The organism is Escherichia sp. E4385, assembly GCF_963883145.1.
Taxonomy (GTDB): Bacteria; Pseudomonadota; Gammaproteobacteria; order Enterobacterales; family Enterobacteriaceae; genus Escherichia.
Genome location: NZ_CAWOOJ010000001.1, coordinates 204,692 through 221,191 on the forward strand (window position 1 = coordinate 204,692; position 16,500 = coordinate 221,191).

At 50.5% G+C, this 16,500-nt stretch carries 19 protein-coding genes; 11 read left to right on the forward strand and 8 right to left on the reverse strand.

All coding sequences use genetic code 11. The annotated features are described in order from the left end of the window. Nucleotides 1-91 precede the first annotated feature (91 nt). A complete protein-coding gene (locus AACS80_RS01065) occupies nt 92-1,777 on the reverse strand; it encodes an aspartate:alanine antiporter (protein ID WP_131162166.1) in 1,686 nt (561 codons plus the stop codon). A gap of 267 nt (nt 1,778-2,044) precedes the next feature. Here AACS80_RS01065 and AACS80_RS01070 point away from each other — a divergent pair, with 267 nt between their 5' ends. After that, nucleotides 2,045-2,422, forward strand: coding sequence for an inner membrane protein YbjM (locus AACS80_RS01070; RefSeq protein WP_130205203.1), 378 nt, complete (start codon nt 2,045-2,047; stop codon nt 2,420-2,422). A gap of 31 nt (nt 2,423-2,453) precedes the next feature. Here the strand turns inward: AACS80_RS01070 and AACS80_RS01075 are convergent, their stop codons facing one another. Continuing rightward, nucleotides 2,454-2,711, reverse strand: coding sequence for a GrxA family glutaredoxin (locus AACS80_RS01075; RefSeq protein ID WP_130205205.1), 258 nt, complete (start codon nt 2,709-2,711; stop codon nt 2,454-2,456). 159 nt (nt 2,712-2,870) lie between these two features. On the opposite strand from AACS80_RS01075, the gene AACS80_RS01080 reads away from it, so the two are divergent. The 10 genes from AACS80_RS01080 (at nt 2,871) to rlmC (ending at nt 11,594) form a co-directional block, all read left to right on the forward strand. Then, nucleotides 2,871-3,158, forward strand: coding sequence for a DUF1418 family protein (locus AACS80_RS01080; RefSeq protein WP_130205207.1), 288 nt, complete (start codon nt 2,871-2,873; stop codon nt 3,156-3,158). After that, a complete protein-coding gene (gene nfsA, locus AACS80_RS01085; protein WP_135409768.1) occupies nt 3,142-3,864 on the forward strand; it encodes a nitroreductase NfsA in 723 nt (240 codons plus the stop codon). The genes AACS80_RS01080 and nfsA overlap by 17 nt, the downstream gene beginning before the upstream one ends. Nucleotides 3,865-3,924: 60 nt before the next feature. After that, nucleotides 3,925-4,827 (forward strand): 30S ribosomal protein S6--L-glutamate ligase, encoded by a 903-nt coding sequence (gene rimK, locus AACS80_RS01090; protein WP_130205211.1) that lies wholly within the window; start codon nt 3,925-3,927, stop codon nt 4,825-4,827. 87 nt (nt 4,828-4,914) lie between these two features. Next, entirely contained in the window at nt 4,915-5,391 is a 477-nt protein-coding gene (locus tag AACS80_RS01095; RefSeq protein WP_000203025.1) for a YbjN domain-containing protein, read from the forward strand. Between the two features lie 350 nt (nt 5,392-5,741). Beyond that, on the forward strand, nt 5,742-6,854 hold the full coding sequence (gene potF, locus AACS80_RS01100; RefSeq protein WP_135491089.1) for a spermidine/putrescine ABC transporter substrate-binding protein PotF: 1,113 nt from the start codon (nt 5,742-5,744) through the stop codon (nt 6,852-6,854). A gap of 94 nt (nt 6,855-6,948) precedes the next feature. Next, nucleotides 6,949-8,082, forward strand: a complete 1,134-nt coding sequence (gene potG / locus AACS80_RS01105; protein ID WP_130214734.1) for a putrescine ABC transporter ATP-binding subunit PotG — start codon at nt 6,949-6,951, stop codon at nt 8,080-8,082. Between the two features lie 9 nt (nt 8,083-8,091). Beyond that, complete coding sequence (gene potH / locus AACS80_RS01110; protein ID WP_130205217.1) at nt 8,092-9,036, forward strand: putrescine ABC transporter permease PotH; 945 nt, start codon at nt 8,092-8,094, stop codon at nt 9,034-9,036. Beyond that, nucleotides 9,033-9,878 carry a putrescine ABC transporter permease PotI gene (potI, locus tag AACS80_RS01115; protein WP_135409770.1) on the forward strand — a complete coding sequence of 282 codons (846 nt, stop codon included), beginning with the start codon at nt 9,033-9,035 and terminating at the stop codon, nt 9,876-9,878. The genes potH and potI overlap by 4 nt, the downstream gene beginning before the upstream one ends. A 59-nt stretch (nt 9,879-9,937) precedes the next feature. Next, the gene (locus AACS80_RS01120) at nt 9,938-10,426 is read left to right on the forward strand and encodes a YbjO family protein (protein ID WP_130205221.1); all 489 of its coding nucleotides are present in this window, start codon (nt 9,938-9,940) and stop codon (nt 10,424-10,426) included. 40 nt (nt 10,427-10,466) lie between these two features. After that, the gene (rlmC, locus tag AACS80_RS01125; RefSeq protein ID WP_135409771.1) at nt 10,467-11,594 is read left to right on the forward strand and encodes a 23S rRNA (uracil(747)-C(5))-methyltransferase RlmC; all 1,128 of its coding nucleotides are present in this window, start codon (nt 10,467-10,469) and stop codon (nt 11,592-11,594) included. A 174-nt stretch (nt 11,595-11,768) separates the two neighbouring features. On the opposite strand, the gene artJ is transcribed toward rlmC, so the two are convergent. The 6 genes from artJ to AACS80_RS01155 all read right to left on the reverse strand — a co-directional run bounded on the left by artJ (nt 11,769) and on the right by AACS80_RS01155 (nt 16,378). Then, nucleotides 11,769-12,500 (reverse strand): arginine ABC transporter substrate-binding protein ArtJ, encoded by a 732-nt coding sequence (gene artJ, locus AACS80_RS01130; RefSeq protein WP_130222142.1) that lies wholly within the window; start codon nt 12,498-12,500, stop codon nt 11,769-11,771. A 276-nt stretch (nt 12,501-12,776) separates the two neighbouring features. After that, the gene (gene artM / locus AACS80_RS01135; RefSeq protein ID WP_135409772.1) at nt 12,777-13,445 is read right to left on the reverse strand and encodes an arginine ABC transporter permease ArtM; all 669 of its coding nucleotides are present in this window, start codon (nt 13,443-13,445) and stop codon (nt 12,777-12,779) included. Beyond that, nucleotides 13,445-14,161: an arginine ABC transporter permease ArtQ gene (gene artQ / locus AACS80_RS01140; protein WP_001001699.1), complete on the reverse strand. Its 717-nt coding sequence runs from the start codon at nt 14,159-14,161 to the stop codon at nt 13,445-13,447. The genes artM and artQ overlap by 1 nt, the downstream gene beginning before the upstream one ends. 6 nt (nt 14,162-14,167) lie before the next feature. Beyond that, on the reverse strand, nt 14,168-14,899 hold the full coding sequence (gene artI / locus AACS80_RS01145; protein ID WP_130222141.1) for an arginine ABC transporter substrate-binding protein ArtI: 732 nt from the start codon (nt 14,897-14,899) through the stop codon (nt 14,168-14,170). 17 nt (nt 14,900-14,916) lie between these two features. Beyond that, nucleotides 14,917-15,645 carry an arginine ABC transporter ATP-binding protein ArtP gene (gene artP, locus AACS80_RS01150; RefSeq protein ID WP_000027211.1) on the reverse strand — a complete coding sequence of 243 codons (729 nt, stop codon included), beginning with the start codon at nt 15,643-15,645 and terminating at the stop codon, nt 14,917-14,919. Nucleotides 15,646-15,862: 217 nt separating this feature from the next. Further along, on the reverse strand, nt 15,863-16,378 hold the full coding sequence (locus tag AACS80_RS01155; protein ID WP_130205231.1) for a lipoprotein: 516 nt from the start codon (nt 16,376-16,378) through the stop codon (nt 15,863-15,865). Nucleotides 16,379-16,500 lie beyond the last annotated feature (122 nt).

Genomic DNA, 16,500 nt, shown 5'->3' on the forward strand with positions numbered 1-16,500 from the left:
AAGAAAAGCAGTGGCACTAATTAAGACTGATGCCCCAAAGAAAAGTTCGCCGATTGTACAAAAAAATTTCATTTTCAGGGCAACTTCAGTTTTATCCGAGTCCTGGCCATACCATGACAATGATTGTCCCGGCCAGCGTTAGCAGTACGTTAGCTATTGCATAAGTGCCCGCATAACCTAAGGCTGGGATGTTACTGCGTGCGGTGTCGCTGATGATCTCCATTGCCGGAGCACAAGTACGCGCACCCATCATCGCGCCGAACAGGAGTGCGCGGTTCATACGCAGTACATAAGCGCCGAACAGGAAGCAGATAACCACCGGTACCAGACTGACAATCAATCCGGCAATTAACATCTGACCACCGATCGCGCCCAGGCCGTTATTAATACCGCTACCGGCGCTTAAACCAACGCCTGCCATAAACACCATCAAGCCGAACTCTTTCACCATGCTTAACGCCCCCTGCGGAATGTAACCGAAGGTCGGGTGGTTAGCGCGCATAAAGCCCAACATAATGCCGGCGAATAACAAGCCAGCAGCGTTACCCATGCCAAAGCTAAATGTACTGAACTGGAAGGTAATCATCCCGATCATCAGGCCAATAACAAAGAACGCGCAGAATGCCAGCAGGTCTGTGACCTGGCTGTGAATCGAGATAAAGCCGATGCGGTCAGCAATGGTTTTCACGCGACGGGCATCGCCGCTCACCTGTAAAACATCACCTTTATTAAGCACAACGTTGTCATCAATTGGCATCTCAATCTGGCTGCGGATGACGCGGTTAAGGAAGCAACCGTGATCGGTCAACTTTAGTTGTGCCAGACGTTTACCTACCGCGTTATGGTTTTTGACGACGACCTCTTCAGTGACGATACGCATGTCGAGAAGGTCACGATCAAAAACTTCTTTACCGTTACGGAAGCTGGGATCGAGGCGGGCGTGGGCGTCTGGATATCCCACTAACGCTATCTCATCGCCCATTTGCAGTACGGCGTCGCCATCTGGATTTGCCAGAATCCCGTTACGACGAATACGTTCAATGTAGCAACCAGTTTGACGATAAATACCCAATTCACGCAGATTTTTGCCGTCGGTCCAGGCCACCAGCTCCGGGCCGACACGGTAGGCGCGGATCACCGGCAAATAAACTTTGCGGCTGGCATCGGTGTCCAGGCCACGTTCGCGAGCGATTTGTTGGGCGCTGGTCTGTAAATCCTGATGTTGCAACTTCGGTAAATAACGTGCACCGACAATTAAACTCACCAGGCCAATTAAATAGGTTAACGCATACCCAAGGCTTAGATTATCCAGTGCCGTGGTGAGCTGTCCGCTTTCCATACCGGAATGGCGTAATGTGTCGCCAGCACCGACCAGAACCGGTGTCGATGTCATGGAGCCAGCCAACATACCGGCCGTCAGACCGATATCCCAGCCAAACAGCTTACCCAACCCTAAGGCGATCGCCAGCGCACTGCTAACCATCACCAGAGCTAACATTAGGTAATTTTTCCCATCGCGGAAAAAAATGGAAAAAAAGTTGGGTCCGGCTTCGACCCCGACGCAGAAAATAAACAACATAAAGCCAAGATTAAGCGCGTCGGTGTTAATGCTGAAATGTTGTTGCCCTAATAGTAACGATACGACTAAAACGCCAATGGAATTACCCAGTTGGATTGAACCAAGTCGTAATTTTCCTAGACATAGTCCAAGCGCAAGGACTACAAATAATAACAGAATGTAATTCCCATTTAACAATTCGGCGACGTTTATATTCACGGAGACTAACTTCTTGTTTACGAGTAAGCTGTTGAAAGAAATGGTAATTTAAGATAATGTTTTCACCTGAAATCAGGGCGCGGATTCATTCAGCGCACATAAGCAATAGTAAAGAAACAATATATTTTACTAGTGTAATCACATTAAGTACCAACGGCTATAAAAATTGCGTTGGCCTATATTAGCATGGAATGCGAAGCGGCTTTATCTTACTGAACGCCATAGTGGCGAAAATGTGTTCGATAGAGGCAGTGTCAGGAGGAGCGAGTGAAACATAAACAACGTTGGGCGGGGGCAATCTGCTGTTTTGTCCTCTTCATTGTAGTGTGCCTGTTCCTGGCGACGCAAATGAAAGGCGCTTTTCGGGCTGCCGGGCATCCTGAAATCGGCTTGCTGTTTTTCATTCTTCCTGGGGCGGTTGCCAGCTTTTTTTCGCAGCGTAGAGAAGTCCTTAAACCGCTGTTTGGCGCAATGCTGGCGGCACCGTGTTCTATGTTAATTATGCGTCTGTTTTTTTCACCAACACGCTCATTCTGGCAAGAGTTGGCATGGTTATTGAGCGCCGTCTTCTGGTGTGCGTTGGGGGCGTTGTGTTTCTTGTTTATTAGTAGTTTGTTCAAGTCACAGCACAGAAAAAATCAATAAAGCCCTCAAACAGAGAGGGCTTATCCGGCAATCAGGCTTCAAGATTCTCTTTCACCCAGGCAGCAAAATCGGTATAGCCGCCGATGTGTTGCTGATCGACAAAAATCTGCGGTACGGTTTCTACTGGTTTACCCGCTTTCTGTTGTAAATCTTCTTTGCTAATCCCTTCTGCACGAATATCAACATACTGATATTCAAAGTCATCGCGTTCATTACTCAGTTTGTCTGCCAACTCTTTAGCACGCACGCAGTAAGGGCAACCCGGACGACCAAAAATAACGGTTTGCATTGTTTCTCTCCTCATCTGTTTATGTCCGCCATGATTACGCCAAAATTTACTCGCTGAAAGTAGGTTTAACCTGTTGCATTGATTGCTTAAAGCTATAACTGTTAAGCACAACGCAACGAAAGGTTTTAAAATAGCAATTCACTTTGCAGAGGGAAGCTTATGCGCGCGATCGGTAAATTACCTAAAAGCGTGCTGATACTGGAATTCATCGGCATGATGTTACTGGTGACGGCGCTGCTGTCGTTAAGCCATTACCTTTCGCTTCCGGTGCCGTTTTCGACGCCAGAGATACAAATTCTGATGATTTTTCTCGGTGTTTTGCTCATGCTTCCCGCTGCGGTGGTGGTTATTCTTCAGGTGGCAAAACGGCTTGCCCCACAACTGATGAACCGTCCACTGGAATCTTCACGTTCAGAAAGAGAAAAAGATAATGACGCCAACCATTGAACTTATTTGTGGCCATCGCTCCATTCGCCATTTCACTGATGACCCCATTTCTGAGGCGCAGCGTGAGGCGATTATCAACAGCGCCCGAGCGACTTCCAGTTCTAGTTTTTTGCAATGCAGTAGCATTATTCGCATTACCGATAGAACGCTGCGTGAAGAACTGGTAACGCTGACCGGCGGGCAAAAACATGTGGCGCAAGCGGCGGAGTTCTGGGTGTTCTGTGCCGACTTTAACCGTCATTTACAGATCTGTCCGGATGCACAACTTGGCCTGGCGGAACAACTGTTGCTCGGTGTCGTTGATACGGCGATGATGGCGCAAAATGCATTAACTGCAGCGGAATCTCTGGGATTGGGCGGAGTATATATTGGTGGCCTACGCAATAATATCGAAGCGGTGACGGAACTGCTGAAGTTACCGAAGCATGTTTTGCCGCTATTTGGTCTGTGTCTTGGCTGGCCTGCGGATAAACCGGATCTCAAACCGCGTTTACCCGCCTCTATTGTGGTGCATGAAAACAGCTATCAACCGCTGGATAAAGACGCTCTGGCGCAGTATGACGAGCAACTGGCGGAATATTATCTCAGCCGTGGCAGCAATAATCGTCGGGATACCTGGAGCGATCATATTCGTCGGACGATTATCAAAGAAAGCCGTCCTTTTATTCTCGATTATTTGCATAAACAAGGTTGGGCGACGCGCTAAAACCGTAACGCCGATGTATGATACGCGGGCTTTTGACCAGGTCTGACAGAGAGGTGCAGGGTGAAAATTGCCATATTGTCCCGGGATGGAACGCTCTATTCGTGTAAGCGGCTGCGTGAAGCCGCTATACAGCGCGGTCACCTGGTTGAAATTCTCGATCCGCTTTCTTGCTATATGAACATTAATCCTGCGGCGTCTTCTATTCATTATAAAGGCCGCAAGCTACCCCATTTTGACGCGGTGATCCCGCGCATTGGCACCGCCATTACCTTTTATGGGACTGCGGCGTTACGCCAGTTCGAAATGCTGGGGAGCTATCCGTTGAACGAATCGGTTGCGATTGCCCGTGCGCGTGACAAATTGCGTTCCATGCAACTGTTAGCGCGACAGGGCATTGACCTGCCTGTAACAGGCATGGCGCATTCGCCGGATGATACCAGCGACTTAATCGAGATGGTCGGTGGTGCACCGCTGGTGGTCAAGTTGGTCGAAGGCACGCAGGGGATTGGAGTGGTGCTGGCGGAGACGCGTCAGGCAGCAGAAAGCGTAATTGACGCTTTTCGCGGTCTTAATGCGCATATTCTGGTGCAGGAATATATAAAAGAAGCAAAAGGCCGTGATATTCGTTGTCTGGTCGTTGGCGATGAAGTGGTCGCGGCAATTGAACGGCAGGCGAAGGAGGGCGATTTTCGTTCCAATTTGCATCGTGGCGGCGCGGCAAGCATTGCCAGTATTACCCCGCAGGAGCGTGAAATCGCCATAAAAGCCGCACGAACGATGGCACTGGATGTTGCTGGTGTGGATATTCTGCGTGCAAATCGCGGACCGTTAGTGATGGAGGTGAATGCGTCGCCCGGTCTGGAAGGAATAGAGAAAACCACCGGTATCGACATCGCGGGTAAAATGATCCGCTGGATTGAGCGTCACGCCACGGCAGAATATTGCTTAAAAACCGGTGGTTAGTCGCAATAACGTGACTGATCATGGTTTTGCCTGCGCTTTTTGCGTAAGCTGTGCCAGTCTTTTTATCGGAAGAGGTTGTACAAAATTATGACATCGCTGGTCGTTCCTGGTCTGGATACGTTGCGTCAATGGCTCGATGACCTGGGGATGAGTTTTTTTGAATGTGATAACTGTCAGGCGCTACATCTGCCGCATATGCAGAATTTTGACGGTGTCTTTGATGCCAAAATCGACCTGATTGATAACACGATCCTGTTTTCTGCCATGGCGGAAGTCAGACCTTCAGCCGTGTTGCCGCTGGCGGCGGATTTGTCGGCCATCAATGCTAGTTCGCTGACTGTGAAAGCATTTCTTGATATGCAGGATGATAATCTGCCAAAGCTGGTGGTTTGCCAGTCTTTATCCGTTATGCAGGGCGTAACCTATGAACAATTTGCATGGTTCGTACGCCAGAGTGAAGAGCAGATTTCGATGGTCATCCTTGAAGCCAATGCCCATCAACTGCTGTTGCCGACTGACGATGAAGGGCAAAATAACGTTACCGAAAACTATTTCCTTCACTGATAACTCTTTTTGAGCACGCAGTCGCTGCCACAGTGACTGCGCATTATAATATTTCCTGCTAAATTTAACCTTCCATTAAAGATTTTTTCACTTGTCTTATGCCGAATTTGCTTTATCACATAGAGCAAATGCGCATAAAAATTTGTTAAATACTGTTTTTTAATTACAGCTATAGTTTCAAACCCTGGCTAAAGTTATTCTTGCGAGGCTTTTATATAGCGAGCAATGCTGGCCGGGAGAGAGTTCTCTTTTCTTGCGCCGCGCCGATAAAAAATATGCACGTTTATTGCATATCTTTCAGTGTGACAACTTTTGTTCGTTTGTTAACGAACTTTCAGAAGGAAAGAGATATGACCGCCTTAAAAAAACAATGGCTATCGGGTCTGGTTGCAGGTGCTCTGATGGCCGTCTCTGTCGGCACTCTCGCGGCTGAACAAAAAACACTCCACATCTATAACTGGTCTGATTATATCGCCCCGGATACAGTGGCAAATTTTGAAAAAGAGACGGGTATAAAAGTCGTCTACGATGTTTTCGATTCCAACGAAGTATTGGAAGGCAAGTTAATGGCGGGGAGCACCGGCTTTGATCTTGTCGTTCCATCAGCCAGTTTTCTTGAACGCCAGCTGACTGCTGGTGTATTCCAGCCGTTGGATAAAAGCAAATTGCCAGAATGGAAGAATCTCGATCCAGAACTGCTGAAGCTGGTGGCAAAACACGATCCCGACAATAAATTTGCCATGCCGTATATGTGGGCGACCACCGGAATTGGCTACAACGTCGATAAAGTCAAAGCGGTACTGGGCGAAAACGCGCCCGTCGATAGCTGGGACTTGATCCTCAAACCTGAAAATCTGGAAAAACTGAAAAGCTGCGGTGTCTCTTTCCTTGATGCGCCGGAAGAAGTTTTTGCTACCGTGCTGAATTATCTTGGCAAAGATCCCAACAGCACCAAAGCGGATGATTACACTGGCCCGGCAACCGATCTGCTGTTAAAGCTGCGTCCAAATATTCGTTATTTCCATTCATCTCAATACATTAACGATCTGGCAAACGGCGATATTTGCGTCGCTATTGGCTGGGCGGGCGATGTGTGGCAGGCGTCTAACCGCGCGAAAGAAGCGAAAAACGGTGTGAATGTCTCTTTCTCGATTCCGAAAGAAGGGGCGATGGCATTCTTTGATGTATTCGCCATGCCTGCGGATGCCAAAAATAAAGACGAAGCTTATCAGTTCCTGAATTACCTGCTGCGTCCGGATGTGGTCGCGCATATCTCCGACCATGTGTTCTATGCTAACGCCAATAAAGCAGCCACGCCGCTGGTGAGTGCGGAAGTCCGTGATAACCCAGGAATTTACCCGCCTGCGGACGTTCGCGCCAAAATGTTCACACTACAAGTGCAGGATCCAAAAATCGATCGGGTGCGCACACGCGCCTGGACCAAAGTGAAGAGCGGAAAATAATCTGCTGTTGTAGATGCCGGACGGGTGCACCACACCCACCGGCAATTCGCACCATCATGGTGCGCTTGCACACATTCAATGCCGGAGAGCAGCCGTGAATGACGCTATCCCTCGCCCGCAGGCGAAAAGTCGTAAGTCGCTGACACCACTATTAGAAATCCGTAATTTGACCAAATCCTACGATGGTCAACATGCGGTCGATGATGTCAGTCTGACCATTTATAAAGGCGAAATCTTTGCACTGCTGGGCGCATCCGGCTGTGGCAAGTCCACACTGCTACGTATGCTGGCAGGTTTTGAACAACCTTCTGCCGGGCAGATTATGCTTGATGGCGTCGACCTGTCACGGGTTCCTCCTTATCTACGCCCCATCAATATGATGTTTCAGTCTTACGCGTTGTTTCCCCATATGACCGTGGAACAGAACATCGCCTTTGGCCTGAAGCAGGACAAATTGCCAAAAGCGGAAATTGCCAGCCGGGTCAACGAGATGCTCGGACTGGTACATATGCAGGAGTTCGCCAAACGCAAACCGCACCAGCTTTCCGGTGGCCAACGCCAGCGTGTGGCCCTGGCCCGAAGCCTTGCCAAGCGCCCGAAACTATTACTGCTCGATGAGCCGATGGGCGCGCTGGATAAAAAATTGCGTGACCGGATGCAGCTTGAAGTGGTGGATATTCTGGAGCGTGTCGGCGTGACCTGCGTAATGGTTACTCACGATCAGGAAGAGGCGATGACCATGGCGGGGCGTATCGCCATTATGAATCGCGGGAAATTTGTTCAGATTGGCGAGCCGGAAGAGATTTACGAGCATCCGACTACCCGCTACAGCGCTGAGTTTATTGGTTCAGTCAACGTCTTTGAAGGGCTACTAAAAGAGCGCCAGGAAGACGGCCTGTTGCTCGATTCACCGGGGCTGGTCCATCCGCTGAAAGTCGATCCGCTGGCGTCAGTGGTCGATAATGTGCCGGTACATGTGGCGCTGCGACCGGAAAAAATCATGCTTTGCGAGGAGCCGCCCGCCAATGGTTGTAACTTCGCGGTGGGGGAGGTGATACACATTGCCTATCTCGGCGATCTTTCGGTGTATCACGTTCGACTGAAAAGCGGGCAGATGATTAGCGCCCAGCTACAAAACGCGCATCGTCACCGCAAAGGGCTACCGACCTGGGGTGATGAAGTTCGTTTATGTTGGGAAGTGGACAGTTGTGTGGTGCTGACGGTTTAAGGAGCAAAGATGAGTACACTTGAACCTCCTGTCCAGCCGGGCGGGTTAAAACAGTGGCTTACGCAGTGGCAGATGAAGCACGGGCGCAAACTGGTGATTGCCCTGCCGTATATCTGGTTAATTTTGCTATTCCTGCTGCCATTTCTGATTGTCTTTAAAATAAGTCTTGCAGAGATGGCGCGAGCTATTCCGCCTTATACCGAACTGATGGAGTGGGCCGACGGGCAACTGTCAATCACCCTCAATCTTGGTAATTTCCTGCAACTTACCGACGATCCGCTCTATTTCGATGCTTATCTCCAGTCGTTACAGGTGGCAGCGATTTCGACCATCTGCTGCTTATTGCTTGGCTACCCGCTGGCGTGGGCGGTGGCGCACAGTAAACCCTCGACCCGCAATATCTTATTGCTGCTGGTGATCCTGCCGTCGTGGACCTCGTTTCTGATCCGCGTTTATGCCTGGATGGGAATATTAAAAAACAATGGCGTGCTGAATAACTTCCTGCTGTGGCTGGGCGTTATCGATCAACCACTGACCATTCTGCATACCAACCTGGCGGTCTATATTGGCATTGTTTACGCCTATGTGCCGTTTATGGTGCTGCCAATCTACACCGCGTTGATGCGTATTGATTATTCGCTGGTGGAAGCGGCACTGGATCTCGGTGCACGACCGCTGAAAACGTTCTTTACCGTGATCGTGCCACTCACCAAAGGCGGAATTATTGCCGGATCGATGTTGGTCTTTATTCCTGCGGTTGGCGAGTTTGTGATCCCGGAACTGCTCGGCGGTCCGGATAGCATCATGATTGGCCGCGTGCTGTGGCAGGAGTTCTTCAATAACCGTGACTGGCCTGTCGCCTCGGCAGTGGCGATTATCATGTTGTTGCTGCTAATCGTGCCTATTATGTGGTTCCACAAGTATCAGCAAAAAAGTGTGGGAGAACACGGATGAATAATTTACCGGTCGTTCGTTCGCCCTGGCGGATTGTGATTTTGCTGCTGGGCTTCACCTTTCTTTATGCGCCAATGCTGATGCTGGTTATCTATTCATTTAACAGCTCGAAGCTGGTGACGGTGTGGGCGGGCTGGTCAACGCGTTGGTACGGTGAGTTATTGCGCGATGACGCAATGATGAGTGCGGTTGGTTTAAGCCTGACAATTGCGGCCTGTGCGGCGACGGCGGCGGCGATCCTCGGGACAATTGCGGCGGTGGTGCTGGTGCGCTTTGGCAGGTTTCGCGGATCAAATGGTTTTGCCTTTATGATCACCGCGCCGCTGGTGATGCCAGATGTCATCACGGGCTTGTCGCTGTTGTTGTTATTCGTCGCGCTTGCACATGCCATTGGCTGGCCTGCGGACCGCGGTATGCTCACCATCTGGCTGGCGCATGTCACTTTCTGTATGGCTTATGTGGCAGTCGTTATTTCGTCGCGTCTGCGGGAACTGGATCGATCGATAGAAGAAGCGGCGATGGATCTCGGTGCGATGCCGCTGAAAGTGTTTTTCGTCATTACACTACCGATGATCATGCCCGCGATCATTTCTGGCTGGTTACTGGCTTTTACTTTGTCGCTTGATGATCTGGTGATTGCCAGCTTTGTTTCCGGGCCGGGAGCCACGACGTTACCGATGCTGGTCTTCTCCAGCGTGCGGATGGGGGTTAATCCAGAAATTAACGCACTTGCAACGTTAATTCTCGGTGCGGTCGGAATTGTCGGATTTATCGCCTGGTATCTGATGGCTCGCGCAGAAAAGCAGCGGATACGCGATATCCAGCGTGCAAGACGTGGCTGAAGACACTAAAATTTGCCAACCTGGCTACATAATGCCGCGCATGTCGCGGCATTGTTTTCATGGAAGACGAACCGTTGGGATTTTTTAAGAAAACATCTTCATCACATGCTCGCCTGAATGTGCCTGCGCTGGTGCAGGTGGCGGCGCTCGCCATTATTATGATCCGTGGCCTCGACGTGTTGATGATTTTCAATACATTAGGCGTGCGCGGTATTGGCGAGTTCATTCATCGCAGCGTACAAACCTGGAGTTTAACGCTGGTCTTTTTAAGCAGTCTGGCGCTGGTTTTTATTGAGATCTGGTGTGCGTTTTCGCTGGTGAAAGGGCGTCGCTGGGCGCGCTGGCTGTATCTGCTGACACAAATCACGGCCGCCAGTTATTTGTGGGCTGCTTCGCTGGGTTATGGTTATCCGGAGTTGTTCAGCATTCCCGGTGAATCAAAACGTGAAATCTTCCATAGCCTGATGCTGCAGAAGCTGCCGGATATGCTCATCCTGATGCTGCTGTTCGTTCCCTCGACCAGTCGGCGGTTCTTCCAGTTGCAATAATGTGTATAATCGTCGCCCCTGATGATGTGAAGGTCAATGTATGCAGTGCGCACTTTACGACGCGGGTCGCTGTCGTTCCTGTCAGTGGATAACGCAGCCGATACCACAGCAACTCTCCGCTAAAACCGCCGATCTTAAGAATCTGCTGGCCGATTTTCCGGTTGAGGAATGGTGCGCGCCGGTGTCTGGCCCGGAACAAGGGTTTCGTAATAAAGCCAAAATGGTGGTGAGTGGCAGTGTTGAAAAACCACTGCTCGGAATGCTGCATCGCGACGGCACGCCGGAAGATCTTTGCGATTGCCCGCTTTATCCTGCCTCTTTTGCGCCCGTTTTTGCGGCGCTAAAACCGTTTATCGCCCGTGCGGGGTTAACGCCTTACAACGTGGCGCGTAAGCGTGGCGAACTGAAATACATTCTGCTGACTGAAAGCCAGAGTGATGGCGGCATGATGCTGCGCTTTGTACTGCGTTCTGAAACCAAACTGGCACAACTGCGTAAGGCATTGCCGTGGTTACAGGCACAATTGCCGCAGCTGAAAGTCATTACCGTCAACATTCAGCCGGTACATATGGCGATTATGGAAGGGGAGACGGAGATCTACCTGACGGAACAACAGTCGCTGGCAGAGCGTTTTAACGATGTGCCGCTGTGGATCCGCCCGCAAAGTTTCTTCCAGACTAATCCGGCGGTCGCCAGCCAGCTGTATGCCACCGCGCGCGACTGGGTACGGCAGCTGCCGGTTAAACATATGTGGGATCTGTTCTGCGGCGTGGGGGGGTTTGGTTTACACTGCGCGACGGCTGACATGCAGTTAACCGGGATCGAAATTGCGCCAGAAGCCATTGCCTGTGCGAAGCAATCAGCCGCTGAACTGGGCTTAACGCGTCTGCAATTTCAGGCGCTGGATTCCACTCAGTTTGCCACCGCTCAGGGAGATGTGCCGGAGCTGGTGCTGGTTAACCCGCCGCGCCGCGGCATTGGTAAACCGCTGTGTGATTATCTCGCAACGATGGCACCACGTTTTATCATTTACTCCAGCTGTAACGCTCAAACGATGGCCAAAGATATTCGCGAACTGCCTGGTTATCGCATTGAGCGGGTACAGCTTTTTGATATGTTCCCGCACACCGCGCACTATGAAGTGCTGACGCTGCTGGTGAAGCAATAAAAAAGCCGCAGGTGCGGCTTCAGATTGCTGATCAGGTGCGATTTGTTCATGCCGGATGCGGCGTGAACGCCTTATCCGGCCTACAAAATCATGCTAAATCAATACATTGCAGAGTTGATGCGGGCCTGATAAGCGTAGTGCATCAGGCAATCTTACTTTTGTCATCAGTCTCAATTACTGCGGGAACCACTGGTCATTGATTTTCTGATATGTGCCGTCTGCTTTAATCGCTGCCAGCGCGTTATTCAGTTTTTCCAGCAGAGCTTTGTTATCAGGACGTACAGCGATACCCAGGCCGGTGCCGAAGTATTGCGGATCGGTCACTTTCTCAGTCGCAACGCCCAGTTGCGGATTGGTTTTCAGCCATTCGTTCACCACCGCTGTATCACCAAATACCCCATCAATACGGCCATTTTTCAGATCGATAAAGGCATTCTGATAACTGTCATAGGAGACAGTTTTCACTTCCGGGTGCTGATCCTGAATATATTTCTGGTGCGTGGTGCCGTTTTCCATCCCAATACGTTTACCTTTCAGATCGGCAAACGTTTTGTAGGTATCTTTTTTGGCAATTACGACGGCTGAGTTTTCATAGTAGGGCGTGGTAAACGATACCTGCTTGCTACGCTCCGGCGTGATATCCATACCGGAGATAACGGCGTCATATTTCCTGAATTTCAGTGACGGGATCAGGCTGTCGAACGCGTGATTAGTAAAAGTACATTCTGCCTGCATCTGTTTGCACAAGGCTTTTGCCAGGTCGATATCAAAGCCGACAATCTGGTTATTGGCATCCATCGACTCGAACGGAGGATAGGTCGCTGATACGCCAAAATTGATTTTCTCCGCGGCAGAAGCGCCGAACGCACAGGATGCAAGTAATGCGGCAAGAACTAACTTTTTCATGATGGAACTCCCGTCTGTCAATCTTATGATTTTGGGCCGTGTCTGTGGCATGGGATAACAATGCCATTAAGTGAATTTATATGCAATAAATATGATTAAATAATTTAAATGGAATAAAAAAAGACGGACAACTTAGTGGGTTGCCCGTCTTCATTATAAGAATTTATGCAGTATGTGGGGTATGTGCTGGTGTTTGATGCGACGCTGACGCGTCTTATCAGACCTACAAATCATCCAGCTAATGTACGCCGCATCCGGCATCAGCACGCAGCCATATTAATTCCGTCGCTCAAACGCCAGCGCTTTACGCTCGATCAGGCGCATCATCAGCGTCAGCAGGCCGTTAACGATCAGGTAAATAATCCCCGCCGCGCCAAATACCATCACATCGTAGGTGCGCCCGTACAACAACTGGCTGTAACCCATCACTTCCATCAGCGTAATGGTGTAAGCCAGAGAGGTACTTTTGAACACCAGCACCACTTCGTTGGAATAAGAAGAGAGCGAGCGTTTAAAGGCATACGGCAGCAGGATCGCCAGCGTGTCTTTTTTGCTCATTCCCAGGGCGCTACAGGATTGCCATTGACCTTCCGGGATCGCGCGGATCGCGCCGTAAAACAGTTGCGTGGTATACGCCGCACTGTTCAGCGACAACGCAATCAGTGCACACAGCCACGGTTCTGACAGTAAATGCCACAGTGCCGGATACTCCTGCAACGTCGGGAACTGGCCCGGCCCGTAATAAATCAGGAAGATCTGCACCAACAGCGGCGTACCGGTAAACAGCGTGATATAACCCCGCACCAGCCACACCAGCACCGGCGTTTTCAGCGTCAGGACGATGGTAAAAAGCAACGCCAGAATCAGCGCCACAATCAGCGAGGCAACGGTTAGCGTCAGGCTGGTATGCAGCCCTTTCATCAGTTCAGGTAAATACTCAAACATTAGCTGGGCCTCCGCTCAAAACGTGTCGCGCGCAGGTCAATGCGTTTGAGAATGTACTGGCTGAGCAGGGTAATCACCAGGTAAATCGCCGCCGCCACAATGTACCAGGTAAATGGTTCCTGGGTACGGGTAGCGATGCTTTTGGTTTGTAGCATTAAATCATTCACACTAATCAAACTGACCAGCGCGGTATCTTTCAGCAGCACCAGCCACTGGTTACCGAGGCCAGGCAACGCATGACGCCACATCTGTGGCATCACCAGACGAAAGAAAATAGCCGATTTCGACAGCCCCAGCGCCTGACCGGATTCCCACTGGCCAACTGGCACCGCTTTTAATGCACCGCGCAGCGTTTGCGAGGCATAGGCGGCATACAGCAGCGACAGAGCGATGACACCACAAAGGAACGGGCTCACGTCGAAGTTCTCAATGTCCATCTGCACCGGGATCTGCACGATCCCAAGATTGATGGTGAAGCCATCCGAAAGCGTCAGCAGCAGCTGTGAGGAGCCAAAATAGATAAACAGCACCACCAGAATTTCTGGCAGGCCACGCAGAATGGTTACCAGCGCCGAACCTGCCCACGCGACAGGACGCCATTTTGCCGACTCCCATACCGCAAAGAACATCGCCAGCGCCAGTCCGACAATCAATGCACAAACGGCAAGGCCGACGGTCATCCCGGCGGCGCTTGCTAAAGGAAAAAATTCATTCATCAGGAATTACTTCTGGAACCATTTGTTGTAGATGGTTTCGTAAGTGCCATCTTTCTTCACTTTTTCCAGCGCAGTGTTGAGTTTCTGCTGCAGTTCAGTGTTGCCCTGACGTACCGCAATGCCGAGGCCAGTACCGAAGTAATCTTTGTCGGTCACTTTGTCGCCCACTGCCGCCAGTTTCGGGTTATCTTTCAGCCATTCGGTGACTACAGCGGTGTCACCGAATACGCCGTCGATACGACCGTTTTGCAGATCCAGTTTTGCGTTCTGGTAGCTGTCATACGGCACGGTGGTGATTTCCGGATGCTTATCCATAATGAACTTCTGGTGCGTCGTCCCGTTCTGCACGCCGACTTTTTTGCCTTTCAGCTGATCAACGCTGGTGTATTTACCCTGCTGACCAACAAACAGTGCGGAGTTGTCATAGTACGGGGTGGTAAACAGTACCTGCTTTTCACGTTCCGGGGTGATATCCATCCCGGCCATCACCGCTTCTACGCGGCGGAATTTCAGGCTCGGGATCAGGCTGTCAAACGCCTGGTTAGAGAAAGTGCAGGTCGCATCAATTTCTTTACACAGCGCCTGCGCCAGGTCGACGTCAAAACCGACGATCTGGTTATTCGCATCCATCGATTCAAACGGAGGATAAGAGGCTTCGGTAGCAAAACGAATGGTTTCGGCAGCTGTGGCGGAAAGACTAAAACCTGCAATTAGCGCGGCAATCAGAACTTTTTTCATTGTTGTTATCCCGAATCTTAGTGAGAGAGATAGTTTTTAAATGCTTCGGTTTGCGGCTCGGTAAAGCAGCTCGCGTCGCCTTGTTCTACGATGTGACCGTTTTCCATATACACCACACGGCTGGCGGTTTTACGCGCCACTTCAACTTCGTGGGTGACGATCACCTGGGTAATATTCGTTTCCGCCAGCTCACGAATAATGCTGACGATTTGTGCGGTAATTTCCGGATCCAGCGCGGCGGTCGGTTCATCAAACAGCAGTACCTGCGGTTCCATCATCAGCGCGCGGGCGATAGCGACACGTTGTTGCTGACCACCAGACAGGTGCAGCGGGTAACGATCGCTATAAGGTTTGAGACGCAGACGTTCCAGCAGTTTTTCTGCACGGGCCAGTGCCTGATCTTTACTCAACCCCAGCACGCGGCAGGGCGCTTCAATCAGGTTTTGCTGTACCGTCAGATGCGGCCATAGGTTGTATTGCTGAAACACCATCCCGACGTTACGACGCAGCTCGCGGATCGCTTTGTCAGATGGCGTTTTAGTGAAATCGAAATGGTTGCCTGCGATGTTGAGCGTACCGGAGCGCGGCATCTCTAGCAGATTGAGTACACGCAGCAGCGAGCTTTTCCCCGCGCCGCTGGGGCCAAGTAACACCAGCGTTTCGCCTTGCGGGCAATCCAGCGTGATATCGAACAGCGCCTGATGTGCGCCGTAGAAGCAATTAATGCCGTTTAATTGAATACTCATTGACACTCGTATACTGGCAGTCGGATAGCTATTGAAGTCGAAGATAGTACCTTTGACAGAATAATTATGCAATATTTCTGCTTTAAAAGTTAAAAGCAAAGCACATTATTCAATAAACATAGCACAAAATAACGGCGGCGAAGGGCGGCGAGCATAAATGTCGGCATTCTTCACAGAATGCCAGACAATTTATGGGGGTTATCGTTTAATCAAGGTTTTAGCGGTTCTCAACGGACTGGCGCAGAGTGCCGGCAGGTGCGTGTACGCTGCCACCTAAATAGCGCACATCGTCGATCACCCAACACTGTCCTTCCTGAATCATCAGCACTTCATCCTGCCAGCTCTGGTCGCCTTGTTTCAGATTCACCCGCAGCGGAATATTGCGCGCATCGCGATTTGGGATGGTCGAGGCGCTGGCAACTTGTGCGCTGTCAGGCAAAGTGGTGCGACTGGAGAACGGATCGCTGCTTAATAATTCACGATGGCTGTTATCGCGGCTGGCATTACTCAGCAAAGTTGCCAGTTTGTCACTTAAATATGGACGCAGAGCGGTAATGTCGTTACTGCGGTGCGAAATGCGGTAGTCATAAAACTGCTGGGCCACGCTGTCAGGTCCGCCCTGAACGCAAGATCCCGTACGGGGGCCATTATCTTTATAGGCAGGCGTGACGGTGGTACAAGCACTGAGTAACAGTGCGCAAGGGATAAGCATAGTCAATTTGCTGTAGCGCATAATGATTTCCTTATAAGCGAACACCTTGAAAGCGTTCTACGATAATAATGATATCCTTTCAATAATAGCGTATCAGTCCGATAATGCTTTGAAGATCGAAGGCTTAGCAAACAAGGAGATCG